Here is a 22153-nt window from a genome sequence, read left to right on the forward strand (position 1 = left end):
TCACGCACAGATACGGAGCAGTGACTCTTGAATAGTGATTGTGACAGGTGTTTCACGGGCGCTGTGAAGGCGACCCTTCCGCCGTTGTTTTTAACACTCCTCATGGTTGTCAGTACGTTTGCCGGCACTACTGGATTGTTGGAGGGGCGGGTCACCGATAAAGCTACAGGCCAGTACGTCGTCGGCGCAAATGTGACCGTGGTGGGGACGCAATTTGGGGCCGCTGCCGACGTGGATGGCATCTTTGTCATTGCCAATATCCGGGCCGGAACGTACAGCGTGAAATTCAGTTCCGTCGGGTACCGCACCGTGATTCTCCAGAACGTCACGATTCTGCCCGACTTGCGAACCCGCATTGATATGCAGTTGGATCCTTCGGCGGTGGAGCTGGATGCTATCGAGGTCCGCGCCGAACGCCCGCTTATCCAAAAGGACCAGCCTTCTACCGCATTCTCCATCGGAGAGGTGAAACTTGATAAACTGCCGGTTGTTGCGTTTCAGGAAGTACTCGGCTTGCAGCCGGGAACTACAGTTGAAGGAAATGTTCGAGGCGGTAAGATCAACGAGGTCGTGTATCTCGTTGACGGACTTCCTGTTCAGGATGTTGTCGGCGGAGGGTTGGGAACAGGGCTCCCGAAAAGTTCTATCACAGGAATGACTGTCCATACCGGCGGATTCGAAGCGCAGTACGGCAATGCCATGTCGGGCATTGTCAATGTTGTGACAAAAACCGGCGCCGACAAACATGAGATTGGAGGCCGTGTTGAAAGGGACGGGTGGCTACCGACTCGAGTCAATGAGCAACAGGATCGTCTCACCGAGGTCGAACTCACGGCCGGTGGCCCGATTGTACAAAACCGCCTGTTCTATTTCACTGCCAACACCTACACCCAAAGCGATACGCGGTGGTGGCGGGATTTCGACCAGTTTCGCGTAGATGGCGTGATTAGTGAATTCAACGGCTTCAGCAAATTGGAGTCTATTATCAGCCCTTCAGTGCGGCTTGCCCTTCAGGGAATCTACTCGCTTCGCGACTGGCGTGACTACGAGTTCACTTGGCGGTTCAATCTGCCGGGTTTGCCTGCGCGGAACCGCAATTCGTACCGCCTCGCCCTGACGCTCTCGCACACACTGTCCGACAACGTATTCTATACCGCCAGCGTCAGCCGATATTTTCAGCGTTCGGAGATAGGAGAACGTATCGGGGCAGACCAGGATCTCCGGCCGTACGAGTATGATTTTTTTCTCCGGTACATTGTTGGCGGAAAGCGCCATTGGTGGGCCGATACGCGGCAGACAATCTACACCGTGAAAGGAGATGTCACGGCACAAATCGACAGGTCGCATATTGTCAAAGCGGGAGTTGAACTGCATCAGTATAATATCCTCTCCGATCTTATAAAGTTCGAGCCGCAGTTGACGTATTTCGGCAAACCGATTGAGACGGCCGACCTGCTGAATTACAGCAACTCCTACCACTACCAACCCCGATCAGGCAGCGTGTATGTTCAGGATAAGATTGAGTTTGTGCGGGATGGTTCGAGTTTCAGTTTCGGTGTTCGATGGGATTTTCTGGATACACGGGCCGCCCGCCCCATCGTCGAGTTCATTCCGGTCCGGCAGGATGAATTCGAGCAGCGCGTTGTCGGCTCAACGAAGGTAAAGTTCAAGCATCAATTCAGTCCGCGCATTGCGTTTGCAGCGCCCGTCGGCCCGTCTTCATTTTTCTACGTGAACTTCGGGCAGTATTTCCAGTATCCGTTGTTCGACTATCTCTACTCCGGAATCAATCCGTCCCAAATCCGTTCTGGAACCCGCGGCGTCCTGACAGGCAATCCCGACCTTGAGCCCGAGCGAACGATTGCATGGGAAGCCGGATTCAAGCACGGCATCAGCCCCACCGTGGTTGCATCGGCAACGTATTTCCGGAAATCGATCTCGAACCAGATAGATTCGAAAACGCTGATTCCGTTCGACAGCAAGTCTGCGGGTGACTACGGATTTGCGTCGTACGTAAACAATGCGCAGGCAACAGTGAACGGACTGGAATTTGTGATCAGCCAGGAACGGGGGGAGAAATTTTCGGGCACCATTTCGTACTCCTATATGGTGACGGAGGGGGTCAGTGACAACGTCAATCAGTCGATCAATCTTGCGCAATGGGGTTTCCCGCTTGTTGCGCGGCCGTATCCGTTAAGCTGGGATCAACGGCATACTATCAAAGCTGACGCGGATTTCAGCCTGTTTTTGGGAATGCAGATGAATGTTGTTGTTTTGTACAATTCGCCGAGGCCATACACATTCTACCCGACCCGTGACGGATATACGCCCCTCGATTCCACGAAAGCATTTCTCCCAAACAATGCGCGGATGGAAGATGTTCTGTTTATCAATTTCAAAGTGAGAAGGGAATTTACGCTCGGTTGCGAACCGAATTTCTACTATTTGACTTTATATGCCGACGCCCGCAACGTGCTGAATGCGAAAAACATTCGATGGGTTGATTCCAACGGGCGGGTTGGCGGTGAGTTGGGCGATCCGGGAGCGTACTACGACCCGCGACGCATTCGTGTTGGCGCCCGGCTTGAGTTCTAGTCTGTGAGATGAACGTTATGAAGAACATGGCAGTATTCTTCATTGTTGTTGCAACAGCAATGGTGTCGAATCTCTCCTGCAAGGAGCCGCTTCCCGGCTACCAAGACCCGCGGGATGTATTCGATGCCTATCAGTCAGGAACGTACGCCCTCTCGACGGCAGAGAACGCCGTGAAGGCATATTTCACGGTGATCAATACCTATGATGAGACGTTCGATGCCCGGGCCGTTCTGAATGGTACGTTGACAATACTGTTCGAGCGTGATCGTACATTTCGCAAAACCGTACAGCTTGGCCCGTCAACAATTATTGAGGCACGGGGTTACGATCCTGCAACGGGAAATCTGCGAATGGATCCGGGCGACTCCGTCCGGTTTGGCTTTTCGTGGAACATGACTGCCGATGACGGCCGTTCGTTGTTCAACACCGATCTTGTGACATTCTACCCGAATCCTGAATGTCCGCCGGATCTGATCTCGACTCAGCCGATACGCCTTACAATCGAATGGAACGTGCGGCTGTACGACAGAACCGAGATTGTCGTAGCGCCGCAATTCCGGCTGGAGTTTATTCTTCACCGCCGGTATGTGCCGCCGCGTGATTGTTGATGCTTGTCTGGAAGGAAATATGGGCAATGAAACACGGACTACTGGCGGTGTGTTTGTGTCTCGGGGCGATCACGGACTTGTCGTGCAAAGAACCGCTGCCTGGGTACAATGATCCGGTTGACGTGTTTGACGCATACGCATACGGTCTCTATGCGATTAGCTTGCAGGAGAATGCAGTCAAAGCGTACATCACCATCGTAAATACATATGATGAGACGTTCGACGGAACTGCAATCCTGAGCGGGCAGCTTGTGATTACGTGGGCAAAAGATGTGTCGTTCAAGAGAACCGTTCAACTTACGGCTTCGCATCTCATTTATGCGCGAAACTACAATGCGGGAACCGGCGTATTGCGCCTCGATCCCGGCGACTCGATCCGGTTCGGGTTTACGTGGGATATGGTAGCGGATGACGGGAGGAGATTATTCTCGATGATGTCGTTTTTCCCAGATCCGGAGTGTCCGGCACGGTTTCTTTCGGCAGAGCCGATACGCTTATCGTTCGAGGGGACCGCACACGTGTATCATCGGACGCGGATCGCCATTGCTCAACCGGGCCAGATCGAATTCGTTTTGCATCGCGAGTTCGTCAGATGCCGGCCCGCAGTGTTGTCGCCGTCGCCAAGGGACTAACAATCTTTCGGCATACTTGACAAAGTACAGGTTGCTCAATACATTGTATTGTAACGATTTACGAAAGGGTTCCTTCGTTTTGAACAATGAGATTTAGTTCCCTCACATTTGTGTCGGCATTTCTTCTGGGAGTGCATGTATCCGCTTACGCAGGCGGCGAAAATCGCGTCGGCAACAGTGCCGCGGCCGAGTTGCTTATTCCCGTTGGCGCACGTGACATTGCCATGGCGGGTTCATCTATAGCGACATCATCGGGTCTTGACGCTATGTATTGGAATCCGGCAGGGCTTGCCCGCGCCGAGTTTGCCACAAATGCAACGTTCTCTCACATGAACTACATCGCCGATATCGGCATTCAGTACGTCGCTGTCAGTACACGATTCGGCGACTTCGGAAGCCTCGGACTGAGCATCAAGTCGGTTGGTATTGGCGAGATTGCCGTTACGACGGAAGATCAGCCCGACGGAACCGGACAAATGATCAGTCCGACGTTGTTGAACATCGGCCTGACCTACTCACGGATGTTGACGGACAGGATTTCCATCGGCGCGTCGGCAACACTTATCAGTGAACGATTCGGGCTCGTGTCTGCGACCGGCGTCGCTTTTTCCGGAGGCGTGCAGTACAGCGGACTTGCCAACGTGACGGGCTTGAGTGTCGGGGTCGCCGTGAAGAATCTCGGGCCGCGCATGTCGTTCGATGGCGACGGGTTGATTCGGGAGGGAATAGTGAGTAACACGTCCGGTTCATTCTACAAAGTCGATGCTGAGTCGTTCGATCTTCCTTCAACGATAGAAATCGGGCTTGCCTATAACTACGTACTTCATGAAGACAATTTTATCACGTTCAGCGGCGTCTTCCAGAACAACAACTTCTCCGCTGACGAATACAAAGCGGGTATTGAATACAATTATGCAAACACGTTTTTCGTGCGCGGCGGTTATACATTTTCGGACATTACAAAAAGTGCGGCAATTCAGGCGAATGATGACGTGGACCGGAGTGCCCGTATTTTCGGGTTCTCCGCCGGGGCAGGTCTTCGATATCCGGTCGGTTCTCTCAATGTGTCGTTCGACTACGCATTTCGTTCTGTCAAGTTTTTGGAGAACAATCACGTGTTCACTGTAGGGTTGGGATTTTAGTATTGTTCGGGAGGTTTGGTCAACCTCCCCCGGATGAGGGGTTGGAGATGTTCTGGTCAGCTTGTCGGCTCCAACGGCCGACGAAGGGTTTCCTTATTTACCTTTCCGGAATACCCGGTATATTCTGCAGTGTCCCTCCTCAGGTTCATTGAGAGGGAGGCTCTTTACTTCACATGAAATGCCGGAAAGTCACAATCACTTGTCTTCTACTTCACACAATATAAGGAGTGTTACCGATGAATACACGCCTTCCATTTTATCTCGCGTTGTCTGTTCTATTTGTTCTTTCGATGAGTTCAGGATACGCAGGGAACAATCAGAAGCATCTTGTAAAAACTCTTCCCATTGAGCGCGTTGGCGTTGACAAGGATGTACCCTACACGCCTCCTCCATTCCTCTCCCTGACGAGATCGCTGGCTGGAACCTACACGGGTCTGCAAGGCTATTTTGATTATCAAGTCAATGCCGGAGCCTGCCAGTATATCCGCCTTGATAAATCGGATGCAACCGGGAACAAGATCCATGTCATTTTCATGACTGCATCCGACTCGGCAGATCCGAGCGGATCGACGAGAAGAACGAATTACGCCTACAGCAGCACGGGCGGTCAAACGTGGGATACGTTCAACAATCTCGTTGTTCCGGGCCGGCGTTCGGGTTATCCGTCGTTGGATATGCTTCAAGGCACGGTGGAAGGCGTGATTATCGCGAATCACAATGTTGCAGGTACTGATCTCACGTCGGTCGTCTTTGTCGATGCACCTCCGGGTTCGGGGGCATTTGCAGAGTTGAGCATTCCGCCGATTATCGGGGGCGGCGATGAGCCTATCTGGCCGATGGTTGCCGGAACTGCCAACAGTTCAATTGTCATGAGTGCATCACGCAGTACCGCAAATACCGGGCACCACACAATGACATCGGATTTCACAACCTGGGCGCCGTGGGGCAATCCGCTGCCCGCAGCGAGTGCCGGACTCCCGACGAAAGCAAACGGGAACGGACGAGTTGCCATTCTGCTCAATACATCGTTTGCCGGTGACAATGGCATCTACTATCTCGAATCCACGGACAACGGTGCTACGTGGCCAGCACAGGGAACGCAGATTGTCGGCGCAACCAGAATCGCCGGCCCTGATACGTTTGTCTATGTCCTCGGGTCGGACCTTGTGTATAGTGGCGACAATGTGCTTGTTGCATTCGCAGAAGCAAACATTGGGCTGAATGCTCCGACTGATAGCGCGCAAATTACCTTCTGGAGTCAGGCTACCGGTTTCGTCGTAGCGGCCTCGAAAGTTGACATGCCGGATGTCAGCCCGAATGAGAATCGTGCAACATTGAATACGATCACCGTGGATATGCCTTCCATTGGAATGTCGGGTAATGCGATTGTTATTGCGTACCAGGCCATGATGAAGAACGATACAGCGGCAAACGGCTACAACAACAATGATATTTTCATGGTCTACTCCACGAATGGGGGTGTAAGCTGGTCAACGCCGCGGAACATCTCGAATTCTCCCGGCCTTGATGACCGGTTCGTCTCGGTTTCTCCGTGGAACGAGCCCGGTTTCGCAAATATTGTGTGGCAGGAAGATCCGGAAGCCGGCGGCAACATCATCGGCGATCCGGGAGCAATTGTACGGACGACTCGGCAGGTATTCATCAAAACTCCGCTCACCGGAAGCAGTGCCGGCTCAGGGGAGTTTGCACCGACCGCGTACCGGCTTGAGCAAAACTACCCCAACCCGTTCAATCCATCAACCAGAATTGTGTACAGTCTGCCTGCGGCCTCGGACGTATCATTAAGTGTCTATAATACGTTGGGTCAGAAAGTGGCAACGTTGGTGAACGGGTACAAGACAGCCGGAAGCCACGAAGTGGATTTCGTGGCAGATGGGCTTTCAAGCGGCGTGTATTACTATACGTTGGAAGCCGGTCAGTTCAAGGCTATGAAGAAGATGGCAGTCGTGAAGTAGCGAGGGAAATTCTCATGACGGAATCCCCGTTTACGGGGCCGGGTATTGGTCACCGAACCATCCTTATCAAACACATAACCAAGGAGAGCAACATGAAGAAAACCATTACATCGCTCGTTGTACTCGCGATCATTCTCGCTTTTGCACTGGAAGAGGCCGCGGCAGGCAACAAGAAACAGGCGGGCGCGCCGGTTCTTCCCGCCAAAATTGTTGACATGCCGGCGGATGTCAATCCGCCTGTTGTTGTTGCTCCCGACATCCGTACAAGCCCGCAGGCCACCGTCGGAGTGTACACCGGGCTTGGCGGATTCTACGATTACCAATGCAACGGCGGGGCCGCGCAACACATCAGGGTAAATCCGGCTAATGGCAACATTCACGTTATTATGATGACTGCCGATGATTCCATTAATTTCAATACCGGCCGCCGCACATCGTATGCCTTCAGCACGAACAACGGCGTGTCGTGGAATAATTTCAGTAATCTTACCGTTCCGTCGCGTCGTTCCGGTTTCCCGACCCTCGATCTTCTTCAAGGCCCTAACGCCGGACTTCCGGGCATTGCCAACCATAATGTAGTTGGTAGTGACCTTACATCGGTTGTGTATATCGACTCTCCCGAAGGCGCAGGGGCGTTCTCCGAGCTCAATACCCCTCCACCGCTCGGGGGCGCCGACGAGCCGATTTGGCCGTATATTGCTGCCGGAGCCGACGGCTCTGTGAACATGCTCTCCTCCCGATCCGTGATTGCAACGACTGCACACTATACACGGACTACAGATTTCTCTACTTGGACACCCTACACCGAGTTTCCCGGCGGTGGAGATAATGGCGGGTTTTACTCGGTAGCCTCGAGTTCCACAGGCCGGGTTGGCTATTTAATGAACAAAGTAAACCTTGGAGTTGATTGGTTGGAATCGACGAACAGCGGCGAAACGTGGCCCGCAACGCAGACGGTTTTGCATCCGCCAACGCGCATTGCCGGCGTTGACACATTCCAGTCGTGGACCGGCTGCGATGTTGTGTACTCGGGCAACAATGCCTACGCTGTGCTGAACGAACTCAACGTCGGAGCGAACGAAACTACATTCAACGAGCAGATTGCCTTTTGGAGTCAGGCAACGGACTATGTTGTGATTGCCAATCGCGCATCAACTCCCGGCGTCACTCCGGAACTCAACAGAGCCCAGAGCAATCATTTTGCAATGGGATATCCGGCAATCGGCTTGTCGGGGTCGGCCATTGTAGTTGTGTGGATGGGATTCACGACGGATACCTCTGCGGCCGGATTCAACTATGGAGATATCTACTATTCAGTCTCGAACAACAACGGCGTTACATGGGCTCCGCCGGTCAACCTCACCAACACCCCGAACCTGGACGAACGGTATCCGAGCATCTCGAAATGGAATCCTGCCGGAATAGCAAACATCACCTGGCAGGAAGATCCCGAGCCGGGTACATTTGCCGTAGCCAACCCCGACAATAACCTCGCGGCGCGGGCACGGCAGGTATATCTGCGCCTGACGCTGACAAGCGCGCCGTCGGAGGCCGGATTGCCGGGCGCTTTCAAACTGGAGCAAAACTACCCCAATCCGTTCAACCCTTCGACCAAAATAGCATACACGTTGCCTGTCGGTTCGGACGTGTCGTTGAAAGTGTACAACACACTCGGCCAGGAAGTAGCGACATTAGTCAACGAATACAGGACGGCGGGAACGTTTGAAGCTGATTTCTCTGCCAATAACCTCGCAAGCGGCGTATATTACTACAAGCTGCAGGCCGGCCAATTCACGGAAACACGAAAGATGATGCTGGTCAGGTAGCCCGAGAGGTATTCCGGAGCGTGGCGGGAATGCCCCGCCACGCATTCTTGTTTTTAGAAATCAATGAAAAATTCTTGATTTTGAGCGTTTCAATCCATTTCTTTAGCAACACTAATCCTCAGCAAGTCCAGTTTCACTAATCATTCACAAATAATCATAGAGGTACACGTATGAAGAAACAACTACTCTCTCTTATTGTGGTTGTTGCCTTTGTTGCATCGCTGGCATATGCTGGGGATGCGAAAAAAGGGAAGATGTCGTTCCAGGAGCCGATCAAGGAAGACCGGACGGCGAGTGTTGAGAACGCCACGATTCGCGCACAGGAAGTTGACTGGTCCAAACTGACGACAACCGTCGGCACGTTTACCACGCTTACCGGGTTCTACGATTACCAGTCAAACGGCGGCGCTGTGCAACATATTCGTGTAAATCCCGCGAACGGCAATATTCATGTGACGTACATGATGTCGGATGACTCGACAGAAAGCGGGCTCAACACCGGACGCCGCACGGCGTACGCGTTCAGCAGTAACGGAGGTGCCGATTGGAACAACTTCAGCAACGCCCGCATCCCTTCGCGACGTTCGGGCTTTCCTTCCATCGACTTGCTGAGAGGGCCCAATGCCGGTCTTCCGGCGATTGCCAATCACAGTGTCATCGGGCCTGATATTGCTTCGACTGTGTTCATTGACTCACCGGAGGGAGCAGGGGCCTTTTCAGAGATCAACTCACCTGCATTGCTGGGAAGTGATGAACCGATTTGGCCGTATGTTGCAGGTCCTGCAGACGGTTCCGTTGTCATGTCCGCTTCCCGAAGTACTGCCGCAACGGTTCATTGGACCCGCACACCGGATTTTGCCGCGTGGTCACCGATGGAACAAATTATCGGGCCAACCCAGAGCGGAGGCCGGTACTCTACGCAAGCGAATGGAACAGGCCGTGTTGCTGTTCTTGCGAATACATCGAATGGTACTGCGGCGCTTGGCAACTGGTGGATGGAATCCACGAACAACGGGGAAACATGGAGCACGCCAACGAATATGTATGGACAACGTTTTGCGGGAGCAGATTCGTTCAACTCCTATGTTCACAGCGATTTTGTGTATGATGGAAATAACCCGCTGATGGCATTCTCGGAGTACATCCTGAATGTAGGCCGGGAAGATGACAACATTTCCTTCTGGAGTCAGGCTACCGGCTTCAAGATTGCCGTACCGCACGATCCGACGAAGTACACTTTCGATCCTGTGAACCAACGCTTCCATGGCCTCAGCTTGGGCTGGCCATCCATCGGTTTATCCGGGAGCACTATTGTTATTGCGTATCAGGCCTTCCAGCCCGATACCGACAGCAGGGGATACCACTACAGTGACCTGTGGTACGTAGCATCGTCGAACGGCGGCAACACATGGGGCGAGCCGCAACGCATTACAAACACGCCGAATGTTGATGAACGCTATCCCAGCGTATCGAAATGGAACGCACCGGGTGAGTTCAATATCGTGTGGGGACAGAAGAGCAGAAGCGGCTTGTATGCGTTTCCCGGCGCGGCCGACACTGTACGTTCCTCACAAGTGTTCATGCGAATCAATCCGATCGTATTCGGGACGACGAGCGTTGGGGGTTCGGAAACCCTCAACTCATTCAAGTTGAGCCAGAACTACCCGAACCCGTTCAATCCCGCAACGAAGATCGACTATACGGTCGGGCAAGCCGGTCCGGTGAGCATCAAAGTGTACAATATGCTCGGCCAGGAAGTGGCAACGGTGCTGAATCAAACGCTTGCCGCAGGTTCCTATCAGGCGACGTTCGACGGAGCCAATTTGCCGAGCGGCGTGTATATCTACAAGATGCAGGCCGGTTCGTATCAAGAGTCGAAGAAGATGGTATTGATGAAGTAAGAACGGCTGTTCTTTATCATTGAGTTTTTGTAAGCGTTGCAGGTTTCATCTCTCGCGTAGCGGCCCCGGGTCGCTACGCTTTTTTTTGTCAAGTCTTGACTTGTATTTCTTTGGACTAATGACTTGATTTTAACTGAATCAACTACATTCTAAACAAAGACAGAGGTATACAATGATGAAAAAGTTGATATCGCTGAGTCTGCTTGGTGTGTTGGCGGTTTCGCTTGCATTCGCAGGCGGTGAAAGAAAACGGCCGGTTCCTGAAGCAATCCCGAATGAACGCCAGCCTGTGGATATGAATGTTCCGATTAACCGTGCCCCCGAGCCGGACTGGTCGAAGTTGACCCCGACTGTCGGGACGTTCACGACGCTGACCGGCTTCTATGACTATCAATGCAACGGGGGCGGCGTACAACAAATTCGCGTCAATCCTGCCAACGGAAATATTCATGTCGTCTACATGCTTGCCACGGATTCCACGGAAGGCCTGAATGCCAGCAGACGCGTCGGTTATGCGTTCAGCTCCAATGGCGGCGTCTCGTGGAACAACTTCAACAACATCACGGTGCCGCTGTCGCGGTCGGGATTTCCGACAATCGACTTGCTGAAGGGCGCCAATGCCGGCCTGCCGGTAATCGCAAGCCATCCGGACGGAACGCCGACGATAGCCAAACTGTTTGTGGATTCGCCGGAAGGAGCGGGGGCCTTCAGCGAGCTGAATTCGCCCCCCATCCTCGGACAGGCACTTGAGCCGATCTGGCCGTTTGTCGGCAGCGCAAGCGACGGGTCGATGATTGTCGCCGCCTCGCAAAACGATCAGAACCTGACGACCGGTGTCGGGCATCATAACAGAATGCAAAATGATTTTACAACGTGGGATCCGGCCTGGACGACATTTCCCGGTGACATCCAAAGCGGCGGTCGTTACCCGGTTCACGCGAACAATACCGGTAAGGTCGGCATTCTGTGGAATACGTCGAACGGCACCGCCGTGTTGGGCAACCGGTGGAGAGAATCGACAGACAATGGCGTTACCTGGAGTGCACCAACCAATGTTCTCAGCCAGCGAATTGTCGGTGCCGACACGTTCTTCTCGTACGTTCATGCCGATTTTGTGTATGATGGCGAAAATCCGCTCATGATATTCAGTGAGTTTAAGGTGGATCAGGGCTTTGTCGGGGATGCGGATATCATTTTCTGGAGTCAGGCAACTGGGTTTGTTGTAGCCGTACCGTTTGATTCAACAAAATACACGGTGGATCCCTTGAACCAGCGGTTCCATCGCGATTCTCACGGCTGGCCGTCGATCGGGCTTTCGGGTAATACTATCGTAGTTGCGTATCAGGCATTCCAGCCCGACACTGACCGCCATGGATGGCACTATGGAGATTTGTGGTACGTCGCCTCATCCAACGGCGGCGCCACGTGGGGTGCCCCGCAGCGGATCACCAATACTCCGGAAACCGACGAAAAGTATCCGAGCGTGTCAAAATGGAATGCGCCGGGCGAGTTCAATATGGTATGGTCGCAGAAAACCGGCGGCAGCGGCTTGTATGCATTCCCGGGTAACACGCAGCCACCGGCACCCGATACAATCCGGACGTTCCAGATGTTTCTACGCGTAAGCCCGATTCAGTTCACCACATCGGTTGAAGATGGCGGCACTGGGATTGCAAATTCATTTAAGCTGAGCCAGAACTACCCCAATCCGTTTAACCCGACGACGAACATTGACTATACGGTCGGACAGACAGGTCCTGTGAGCATCAAAGTGTACAACATGCTCGGACAGGAGGTTGCAACGGTTGTGAATCAGAACGTATCACCCGGAACGTACCAGGCTATGTTCGACGGGTCACGCTTATCGAGCGGCGTCTACATATACAAAATGACAGCCGGAGTGTATCAACAGTCGAAGAAGATGGTGCTGATGAAGTAGAGACAGGTGAATTCTGTTTCGCTAATGGCGCAAGGGCGGAAGCTCTTGCGCTTTGTTTTTTGGGGGAAGGGAACGGAACACTGTACACGGATGGTACGGATTCACGCCGATCATTGACCGGTGCCATGCCACTAATCGTCGTTTTCCGCGTTCCAGTGAAGGATGCTATTCAGCGAATACCATTTCACAACACGAAAATCTGTTGCTTTTATTCTGCCCAATCCGTTCATTTTACTGTCAAATCCTGATTCTCAATCCCATTCATACACTAAAGTAAGGAGGTCAACCATGACACGATGGCTACTGCTTGTTTGCCTGATGTGCCTGGTCGTTACGTTCGCTTTTGCAGGCTCCGGCGGCAAAGGCAATCCGTTGCAGAACGCGCATGTTGAAGCGGAGCAGCTTTTTGATCGGGTCGATGCAACGACCATCACGCCCGATTATATCAGCCCGTTGTCGAGACCGCTGGTCGGAACGTACACAACACTCAGCGGGTACTACGATTACCAATCGAACGGCGGAGCCATTCAACATATCCAGGTCAATCCGGCAAACGGCAACATCCACGTCATCTACATGTTGTCCGAAGATTCCGCTGCGTTTGCCACCAGCCGCCGGACGGGTTACGCGTTCAGCACGGATAACGGCGCGACGTGGAATAACTTCAACAATCTCCGCGTTCCCTCACGGCTCTCCGGCTTCCCGACAATCACGTTGTTGAAGGGCCCGAACGCAGGATTGCCCGGAATTGCAAATCACAGCACTATTTCCGGCACGCAATCCACAGTCTTCATTGATTCACCCGAAGGTGCCGGGGCGTTCAGCGAGTTGAATGCGCCGCCAACCGTTGCCCTTTCCGGCGCGTTGCAGCCCATTTGGCCAAATGTGGGCGGACCTGCGGACGGCTCGGTTGTTATGTCTGCGTCGCTCAATACCGGTGCCGCGCCATTTTATTTCCTACGTACACGAACAACGGACTTCGCCTCCTGGGCGAACTGGGCTGCGTATCCGGATACAACCGGACAGGGAGGCCGCAATCCTACTTATGCAAACGACAATGGATACGTTGGCACTCTCCTGAATGCCGGAAATGCCGGTGGTGCCTGGTGGCATGTTTCAACAAACAATGGCGAGACATGGAGCGCAAACGGACAGAATATCTATCCGATATCTCCTCCCGGCAGACAGACAGCAACGGATACATTTCGTGTTTGGGTCGGAACGGATTTTCTTTGGGACGGTAACACCCCTTTGATGGCACTCAACGAACAGAACCTGACTTCTCCTCGCAACAATCAAGGGCAAATTTTGTTCTGGAGCCAGGCAACAGGGTTCGTTGTTGTGGGAAATACTCTCAACACGCCCAACGTAAAAGAGCCTCCATTTATTTCACAATCGAATCATCTGAACATCGGTTGGCCTGTAATCGCGAAATCAGGCAACACGCTGGTGATTGTGTATCAGGCTCTAACAAACGATACTGCTTCAAACGGACTGAACTACGGCGATCTCTTCTATTCACGTTCAGAGAACAACGGGGTGACGTGGAGCGTGCCGGTGAATCTGACCAACACGCCTGATCTGGATGAGAGATTTCCGAGCGTGTCGCGATGGAACCCTTCCGGGTTTGTCAACCTGACATGGCAGGAGGATCCGGAACCGGGATCGTATGTAATTGCCACGCCCGATGCGGGAGCCCGGCCTTCACGTGCACGGCAAGTGTTCTACCGGCTTCCGATACCTCCGGTGAGCGTGGGTGAGGGGGGCGTTGTCGCCAACTCGTTCAAGCTGAGCCAGAACTATCCGAATCCGTTCAATCCTTCAACCAAGATCGACTACACGGTTGCCCAGGCGGGACTTGTCAGCATCAAAGTGTACAATCTGCTTGGCCAGGAAGTGGCGACACTGCTGAACGAGAACCTCTCTCCCGGCTCGTACCAGGTAACGTTTGACGGGGCGAAGCTGCCCAGCGGAGTGTATGTGTATAAAATGTCCGCAGGCTCGTATCAGGAGTCGAAGAAGATGGTATTGATGAAGTAAGAACCGACATATCCGGTTCATCAAGGCGTGAGGGCAGAGGCTCTTGCGCCTTCTTTTTTGTGGTGAGAGTGGAACGCTGATGACACGGATTTTCGCTGATTGGATTGGTAAGATGTCTCGACGTCATATCGCGCTCCGGTATCGTCCATGGGATTCGGTTCTTGCTTTTGAACTCATCAATGTATTCATTTATCTACCATCCCAATTCAAACATATCAACATTAACAAATCAAGGAGGTCACAGATGACACAAAGGCTACTGTTATTGTGTATCGTGTCCCTTATGGTATTTTCCCTGGCGTTAGCAGGTTCGGGCGACGACAAGAGAATCAAGAATCAGGACATGCAGGTTCAAATAGATGAACCGATGGAATCCGCCGGACCGATTAACATGACGCCCGACTATATCAGTCCCTTTGCCCGACCGGTACTTGGCTCATACACAACATTGAACGGCTTCTATGATTGGCAGTCGAATGGCGGGGCAGTACAGCATATTCAGGTGAATCCTGCCAACGGCAACATTCATGTCACCTACATGGTATCCGATGATTCGACGTCGATTGCCACGAGCCGGCGGAGCGCCTATGCATTCAGCACAAACGACGGCGCAACGTGGAATAACTTCAGCGATGTTCGCATTCCGGCCCGTTCATCGGGGTATCCGACTCTCACGCTGCTCAAAGGTCCGAATGCAGGACTTCCGGCAATTGCGAATCACAGCGCAATCAACGGCACCCAGTCAACCGCCTTCATTGACTCTCCCGAAGGGGCGGGTGCATTCAGCGAGTTGAATGCCCCGCCGACCGTCGCACTCTCCGGCACGCTTCAGCCGATCTGGCCGAATATTGCCGGTGCTGCCGATGGTTCGGTTGTCATGTCTGCGTCACTCAATGTGCCTACGGGATCCCAGCCCTTCACCTTGCGGACACGCACAACTGATTTTGCGAGTTGGTCGAATTGGCAGGAATTCCCTGATACAAATAGTGGCGGGGGCCGTTACCCAACCTATGCCAACGACAATGGTTATGTTGGAACCCTCTTCAATGCGGGCAACACCGGTGGCGGATGGTGGCATGTTTCGACGAACAACGGGGAAACATGGAGTAATCCCTCTTTGAATGTCTATCCGCCTTCACCTCCAGGCCGGGAAACGGCACAGGGCAATTGCCGCATCTGGGTGAGCAGTGATTTTATCTGGGATGGGAACACGCCGCTGGGAACAATGGGTGAACAAACCGTGAATCAAACCGGGAGAAATAATCAGGGTCGGATTCTTTTCTGGAGTCAAGCAGCGGGTATCGTTGATGTTGCTGATTCGTCGAATGTTCCCGGTTATGTTTACCCGCTAAATCTGGGCCAGTCCAACCATCTCACGATGGGATGGTCAACGATTGCCAAATCGGGCAGCAGTCTCGTGATTGTTTTCCACGCATTCACAGCAGATACATCCGCTGCAGGATTCAACTACGGCGATTTGTTCTACTCCATCTCAAACAACAATGGTGTATCGTGGAGTACGCCGGTGAATCTCACAAATACCCCGAGTCTTGATGAACGCTATCCAAGCTTGTCACGCTGGAATCCACCGGGGTTTGTGTACATGACGTGGCAGGAGGATACACAGCCGGGTTCTGCGGCATTCACGGATTTGGCTCCTCTGTCGCGAGCCCGCCAAGTATTCTACAAGTTCCCAGTTCCGACATTGAGCGTTGACGAAAACGGGATGCCCGGCAATTCGTTCAGGCTGAGCCAGAACTATCCGAATCCGTTCAATCCTTCAACCAAGATCGATTACACGGTGGCGCAGGCAGGACTTGTCAGCATGAAGGTGTACAATCTGCTTGGCCAGGAAGTGGCGACACTGCTGAACGAGAACCTCTCTCCCGGCTCGTACCAGGTAACGTTTGACGGGGCGAAGCTGCCCAGCGGAGTGTATGTGTATAAAATGTCGGCAGGCTCGTATCAGGAGTCGAAGAAGATGGTATTGATGAAGTAATTGGGACATCAACGCCACACATCTATATAACTGTCCGCACGCGTGCGGTAACTGTAGAGAGGCTTGAGCGATCAGGCCTCTTTGTATTTTGGGGAGATTTTTCTTGCATCTCTCGCTGTGCATTGCTAAGTTAATAACACGCAGTCAAACTCCCGGATCGCATCAACACCCCACTCTAACCTTGACCTGTTTTTCCGGGATGACGCAAGGCACGCAGGGAAAGGGTAAAACATATTTCGATGTAAGGGGTTCATTCCTCTCAATTACAATCAAGTCGGGTAGTTGTTCCACACTTCACACTGAGGAGTTGTGAAAGATACTATGGCCTTCTTGTCTGCACGCTTGCGTTCCCGGCCTCAATCCGGGATACACGTACATATCTCACACCTACACTTACATTCATCTCAGCATATTCATGGAGGAATCATGAAGAAAGCTCACGCATTGTTCATTTTTTCTGTCCTCGTTCTTGTGCTGCTTGCGCCCGTCACAACAGGGTGGGGGCAGTTCACGAACGGGAATATCGTCATACTCAGAGTTGGCGACGGCTCGGGGGCATTAAGCAGTAACGCCACCGCCGCTTTTCTGGACGAGTACACAACAACGGGTACGCTCGTACAGACCGTTGTCATTCCGTCGTCAGGGCCGGGAAGGGTGACCCTCTCCGGTTCGGCGACCAGTGAAGGAGGGATGACACGATCCACGAACGGGCAATACCTGTTTTTTACCGGCTATGACAGGGATGCCGGAACGGCGGGCGTAACAACGGCATACGCCGACACGCTGAACCGTGTTGTGGCACGGGTGGATGCGATGGAAGTCATCAACGCCACCACCCGATTGACGGATGCGTTCAACGGAAGCAATATCCGCAGCGCAGTTTCGACGAACGGTACGGATATCTGGGTTACCGGCAACGGCGGTTCGGGCCAGGGGACCTCGGCGGGTACGCGCTATACAACCCTCGGCTCGACAACAACAACGGGCCTTCATACCACCACAACGAACATGCGCTGGGTGAATGTCTTTAACGGGCAGCTGTACACCTCAAGCGCAACGGGCGCGAATCTGGGTGTAAATACGGTTGGAACGGGCCTTCCGACAACGGATGGCCAAATCGTGACTCTGCTACCCGGTTTGCCGACAACCGGCACGCACAGCAACTACGGCTTCGCCATCAGCCCTGACGGCAACACCATGTACATGGCGGATGACGGAACAGTAGCCAACGGCGGCGGCATTCAGAAATGGACGCTCAGCGCAGGAACCTGGAGTCTGGCCTACATTCTTTTGAACAACGGAACAACCACAACCTCCATTCGCGGACTGATTGTTGATTGGAGCGGCGCGAATCCCGTTATCTATGCAAACACCTCCACCAGTGTGTTGATTCAGGTAATCGACACGGGGGCGGCGAGCACAGCGACGACACTTGCAACAGCAGCCGCAAGCACCGCGTTTCGCGGAATCGCGTTTGCACCCGTTGCGGGATCAAGCGCAGCGGTGAAGACCATCAACAATACGATTCCGACTGGCGGCGATAACTACAATTCATTCACCGACGCCATCACAGCCTTGAACGCGGGTCCTGTTCCGACAGGAGGCATTATTTTCAACGTCAGTGCCGGACAGACATTCACGGAGAACCCGCCTGAAATCACGGCAAGCGGCACTTCTGCCGATCAGATCGTCTTCCAGAAGAGCGGCGCAGGGGCAAATCCCAAGATCGTTCCGTTAACCCCGGGAACGGTTGCTTCATCAACAACGATTGGTAATCACGGCGACGGTATCGTCATTATCAACGGCGGCGATTACATCACGTTCGACGGTGTAGATTTGCAGACCGACCCGACATTTACTGGCGTCGGCATGATAGAGTACGGCTACTACTTGAAGAAATTCTCGGGCGATGATGCCTGCAAGAACGTCACGATCAAGAACTGCACGATTACGTTGAACAAAGCAGCTATCTATTCGTTCGGTGTAGGTGTTACCAATATCTCGGGAACAACTAACGTAACGGTGACCTCCACAGGCGGCCGCAGCGAAAACATCAAAATTTACGGCAATACGATTTCAAATGCCTATGGTGCTGTTCTGTTGCGCGGATTTGCTCACACAACCGCACCCTACGAATTCTTTGACAACGGAAACGAAGTGGGTGCCCCGTCCAACGGCAACTCAATCAGTGACTTTGCAGGGGGTACGACCATTGCTTATGCCGTGTATGGCATCTATCAGGATTCTGTTTCCGTCAGGAACAATACGATTACGGGCGGTTCGGGAGGTACGGGAACAGTTTATGGCGTATTCTTCGGTGCTGGTATCAACACCGATGTAACAATCGACGGGAATACCATGTCGCTGACGAATGAAGGAACAACGTCGCAAGTGGCGTGTATCAGTCTGCAAACGGGCTCAACGACCGGCACCACGAACACCCAGACCGTCACAAACAACACGCTGAGTGTCAACCGGACGGGTACAACGACCGGAACGATTTATTTCTTCTATGCAACATCCAACTATCCCCAGAACCTTGTTATTGAAAATAACAACATGGGGAACAGCTCATCGCCGGGTACGGGGGCGGTGTACGGAATCTACCAAATTAGCAACCCCGTGAACCTTCGAATCCGGAACAATATTATCAGGAACATTGCATCAAACTCCGGCTCTCTCTATGGCATTAACCTCTCCTCGGTTACGACTGCTCAGAATACGGAAATCAGCGGGAACCTGATTGACTCCCTTGTGACGGGAGGAACTTCGGGAACGGCAACCGGGATCAATGTGCAGACCGGAATCGCATACCGGATCTTCAATAACACCATCCGGAACATCGTCACTACGGGCACAACCACGACGGCGACTGCATTCGGCATTACACGGCTCGGCACATCCGACAGCACGTTTATCTTCAACAACTACATCTCAGATATCCGGGCAGAAAACTCGATCGCGACCCATGCAATCGCGGGTATCAATGTCACGGCAACGACGACCACAAGCTACATTGGCGTCTTCTATAACACCATATTCCTGAATGCCGCAAGTACATCCACAACAAACTTTGGAACGTCGGGCATTTTCATGAATACCGGCCCGATATCGGATTTGCGGAACAACGTGGTCGTGAACCTCTCGACGCCAGGCCCGACAGGCGGCGGAACAGTTGCGTATCGGAGGTCCAGCGCAACGCTGACGAGCTACGCGGCCGAATCGAATAATAATGACTTCTATGTCAATACTGCCGCGGGTGAACGACGCTATTTCTATGGTGAAGGAACAACGGCGGGTGTTGCAAACGCCGATTCGAGCCTCGCGGCGTACAAAGCTCGTGTAGCGCCGAGGGATGCGTTCTCTATCGCGGAGAATCCGCCGTTTATTAATGCGGCAACACCACCGTACAATCTGCATATCAATCATTCAATCATCACACAGTTGGAAAGCGGCGGAACACCTGTTGCCTCACCGATTGCCGTCACGGATGACTTCGATGGTGATATCCGTAATGCAACAACACCTGACATCGGTGCGGATGAATTTGCGGGGATGGGAGCAGACCTGACGCCTCCATCGATTCTCTATACTGAGTTGGATGATGTTCCTTCCGGAACAGTGCAAGTGCTTGCCGCCGCGATTTCGGATCCTTCGGGTGTACCGACGACCGGAATCGGACTGCCGGTACTGTACTGGAAAATCAACAGCGGCGGAACCTACACGGGAGCGACAGGCACATTTGTAAGCGGGAATGATTTTACGTTCTCGTTTGGTGCCGGGACTGTCGCGGGTGATACCGTTTACTATTTCATTGCTGCTCAAGACAGCGTCAACAATGTGGGTGTTTTCCCTTCGTTTGGTGCCGGAGGTTTCACTGCGAATCCGCCGGCGGCATCCACGCCTCCGACAAATCCGAGCAGCTATAGGGTTTTGGGAACGATTGCAGCGGGAACGTACACAGTCGGTACAACAGGCGGAACCTACTCCAGCTTGAAGGCGGCATTCGACGCTATCAACGGAGCGGTGCTGGCGGGCAACGTCACTCTTTCCATTCTCAACGAAGGAACAACCGAGCCTGCATCGGCTGAGCTGGATCCGGTTCGCTACGGGGCTGGCGGTCCGTTTACGATCACCGTGAAACCCGCGGCGTCGGCAAATCCGGTGGTTTCGGGCGATTTTGCCGGCTTCTTGCTGAAGTTCAACGGAGCGGATAATGTCATGATAGATGGTTCGAACTCCGGCGGCTCATCAAGAGACCTGACTCTTGCAAGCATAACGCAATCCACCAATTCGGGCGTCATCTGGGTGGCAAGTCTCGGCCCCAACGCCGGAGCCGAAAACATCACCATCAAGAACACGAAGATTGTTGGAGGCAGGAACGATACCACCAACATCATGGGTGTGTACGCGGCCGGACAAACGATTACCAGTGCGGGAACAGGGGCGCATAACAATAATCTCGTTATCGACAATAACCTGTTCGAGCGGCTGCGTTTCGGTGTGTACACACGTGGCGTTGCCACAACCGGGATTCAAACCGGGCTGGTTATCAGTAATAACCTTATCGGTTCGGAAGTAGCCGGAAGCGAGGTCAGCTACCGCGGCATCGAAATCGGGAACACCGATTCGGCGATGGTTGAAGGCAACACGATCTTCAACGTCATTCAGGCTACGAACCTGGCGGTTACCGGCATTCATCTTGACGTGAACGTGAGCAATGCCACGATTGCAGGTAACACAATCAGGAAACTCCATTCACAGTTTGCCGGTACAGCGGCCGGTGCTGTTGGCATCAACTTCAACACCGCCACAGGCTCGACAAACAATCTGGTTGCCAACAACATGATTTCCGACCTGCGGAGCAACGGAGGCGGAACAAGTACGCTGAGTAATCCGTACGGCATCCGCATTGCAGGCGGAACAAACCACAAGATATACTACAATAGCGTCAGTCTTACGGGCTCGTTCTTCGGCACCGGGACGACAAACCTGAGTTCGGCATTTATTGTTACCGTCTCCACGGCGACCGGACTTGATATACGCAACAACATCTTCTCCAATTCACTCACAGGAGAAGGAACAAGCAAAGCGTATGCAATCTATGCCGTGAGTACGGCAACGACGTTCGGTACGATTGACTATAACGACTATTATGTATCTGGGCCGAACGGTGTTCTTGCCCGCCAGGGTACGACGGATGTCCCTGACCTTGCGGGATGGAGAACGTTTACGGGTCAAGATCTGAATAGCGTCAACGGCGATCCGTTCTTTGTGAATGCGGCATCGGATCTTCACATCGACCCGACACAACCGAGTGTTGCAGGTAATGCGGGCACGCCCATCGCTGCCATCACGGTTGACATAGATGGCGATACACGTAACGCTACAACACCCGACATTGGTGCAGATGAATACACTCCCGGCACTCCGGGTTTGGTGTTGTTTGAAGATTTCGAGAGCGGCGTCTTCCCGCCGGTAGGCTGGTCGACGTA

General features: G+C 53.1%; 11 protein-coding genes. All 11 read left to right on the forward strand.

The window, feature by feature from the left end:
• The first annotated feature begins 27 nt into the window (after nt 1-27).
• Complete coding sequence (locus tag KF749_15910) at nt 28-2595, forward strand: TonB-dependent receptor (GenBank protein ID MBX2992639.1); 2568 nt, start codon at nt 28-30, stop codon at nt 2593-2595.
• Between the two features lie 26 nt (nt 2596-2621).
• Entirely contained in the window at nt 2622-3203 is a 582-nt protein-coding gene (locus tag KF749_15915; GenBank protein MBX2992640.1) for a hypothetical protein, read from the forward strand.
• Nucleotides 3204-3229: 26 nt separating this feature from the next.
• Nucleotides 3230-3835, forward strand: a complete 606-nt coding sequence (locus KF749_15920; GenBank protein MBX2992641.1) for a hypothetical protein — start codon at nt 3230-3232, stop codon at nt 3833-3835.
• Between the two features lie 86 nt (nt 3836-3921).
• Nucleotides 3922-4977: a PorV/PorQ family protein gene (locus KF749_15925; protein MBX2992642.1), complete on the forward strand. Its 1056-nt coding sequence runs from the start codon at nt 3922-3924 to the stop codon at nt 4975-4977.
• A 236-nt stretch (nt 4978-5213) separates the two neighbouring features.
• Nucleotides 5214-6953 carry a T9SS type A sorting domain-containing protein gene (locus tag KF749_15930; protein MBX2992643.1) on the forward strand — a complete coding sequence of 580 codons (1740 nt, stop codon included), beginning with the start codon at nt 5214-5216 and terminating at the stop codon, nt 6951-6953.
• 1205 nt (nt 6954-8158) lie between these two features.
• Nucleotides 8159-8779 (forward strand): T9SS type A sorting domain-containing protein, encoded by a 621-nt coding sequence (locus KF749_15935; GenBank protein ID MBX2992644.1) that lies wholly within the window; start codon nt 8159-8161, stop codon nt 8777-8779.
• 170 nt (nt 8780-8949) lie between these two features.
• The gene (locus KF749_15940) at nt 8950-10680 is read left to right on the forward strand and encodes a T9SS type A sorting domain-containing protein (protein ID MBX2992645.1); all 1731 of its coding nucleotides are present in this window, start codon (nt 8950-8952) and stop codon (nt 10678-10680) included.
• Between the two features lie 172 nt (nt 10681-10852).
• Entirely contained in the window at nt 10853-12619 is a 1767-nt protein-coding gene (locus tag KF749_15945; protein MBX2992646.1) for a T9SS type A sorting domain-containing protein, read from the forward strand.
• A gap of 288 nt (nt 12620-12907) precedes the next feature.
• Nucleotides 12908-14659, forward strand: coding sequence for a T9SS type A sorting domain-containing protein (locus tag KF749_15950; GenBank protein ID MBX2992647.1), 1752 nt, complete (start codon nt 12908-12910; stop codon nt 14657-14659).
• Nucleotides 14660-14903: 244 nt separating this feature from the next.
• The gene (locus tag KF749_15955) at nt 14904-16658 is read left to right on the forward strand and encodes a T9SS type A sorting domain-containing protein (GenBank protein ID MBX2992648.1); all 1755 of its coding nucleotides are present in this window, start codon (nt 14904-14906) and stop codon (nt 16656-16658) included.
• Between the two features lie 426 nt (nt 16659-17084).
• Nucleotides 17085-22153, forward strand: a 5069-nt coding sequence (locus tag KF749_15960; protein MBX2992649.1) for a hypothetical protein, incomplete at its 3' end; no start/stop codon positions are given.

This window comes from Bacteroidota bacterium (assembly GCA_019637975.1).
Lineage (GTDB): Bacteria > Bacteroidota > Ignavibacteria > UBA10030 > UBA6906 > CAADGV01.

What these genes read in the sequence shown, in the direction of transcription:
- KF749_15915 (MBX2992640.1), top strand. Translation starts at nt 2,622, where the DNA reads ATGGCAGTATTCTTCATTGTTGTTGCAACAGCAATGGTGTCGAATCTC.
- KF749_15920 (MBX2992641.1), top strand. Translation starts at nt 3,230, where the DNA reads ATGAAACACGGACTACTGGCGGTGTGTTTGTGTCTCGGGGCGATCACG.
- KF749_15925 (MBX2992642.1), top strand. Translation starts at nt 3,922, where the DNA reads ATGAGATTTAGTTCCCTCACATTTGTGTCGGCATTTCTTCTGGGAGTG.
- KF749_15930 (MBX2992643.1), top strand. Translation starts at nt 5,214, where the DNA reads ATGAATACACGCCTTCCATTTTATCTCGCGTTGTCTGTTCTATTTGTT.
- KF749_15935 (MBX2992644.1), top strand. Translation starts at nt 8,159, where the DNA reads ATGGGATATCCGGCAATCGGCTTGTCGGGGTCGGCCATTGTAGTTGTG.
- KF749_15940 (MBX2992645.1), top strand. Translation starts at nt 8,950, where the DNA reads ATGAAGAAACAACTACTCTCTCTTATTGTGGTTGTTGCCTTTGTTGCA.
- KF749_15945 (MBX2992646.1), top strand. Translation starts at nt 10,853, where the DNA reads ATGATGAAAAAGTTGATATCGCTGAGTCTGCTTGGTGTGTTGGCGGTT.
- KF749_15950 (MBX2992647.1), top strand. Translation starts at nt 12,908, where the DNA reads ATGACACGATGGCTACTGCTTGTTTGCCTGATGTGCCTGGTCGTTACG.
- KF749_15955 (MBX2992648.1), top strand. Translation starts at nt 14,904, where the DNA reads ATGACACAAAGGCTACTGTTATTGTGTATCGTGTCCCTTATGGTATTT.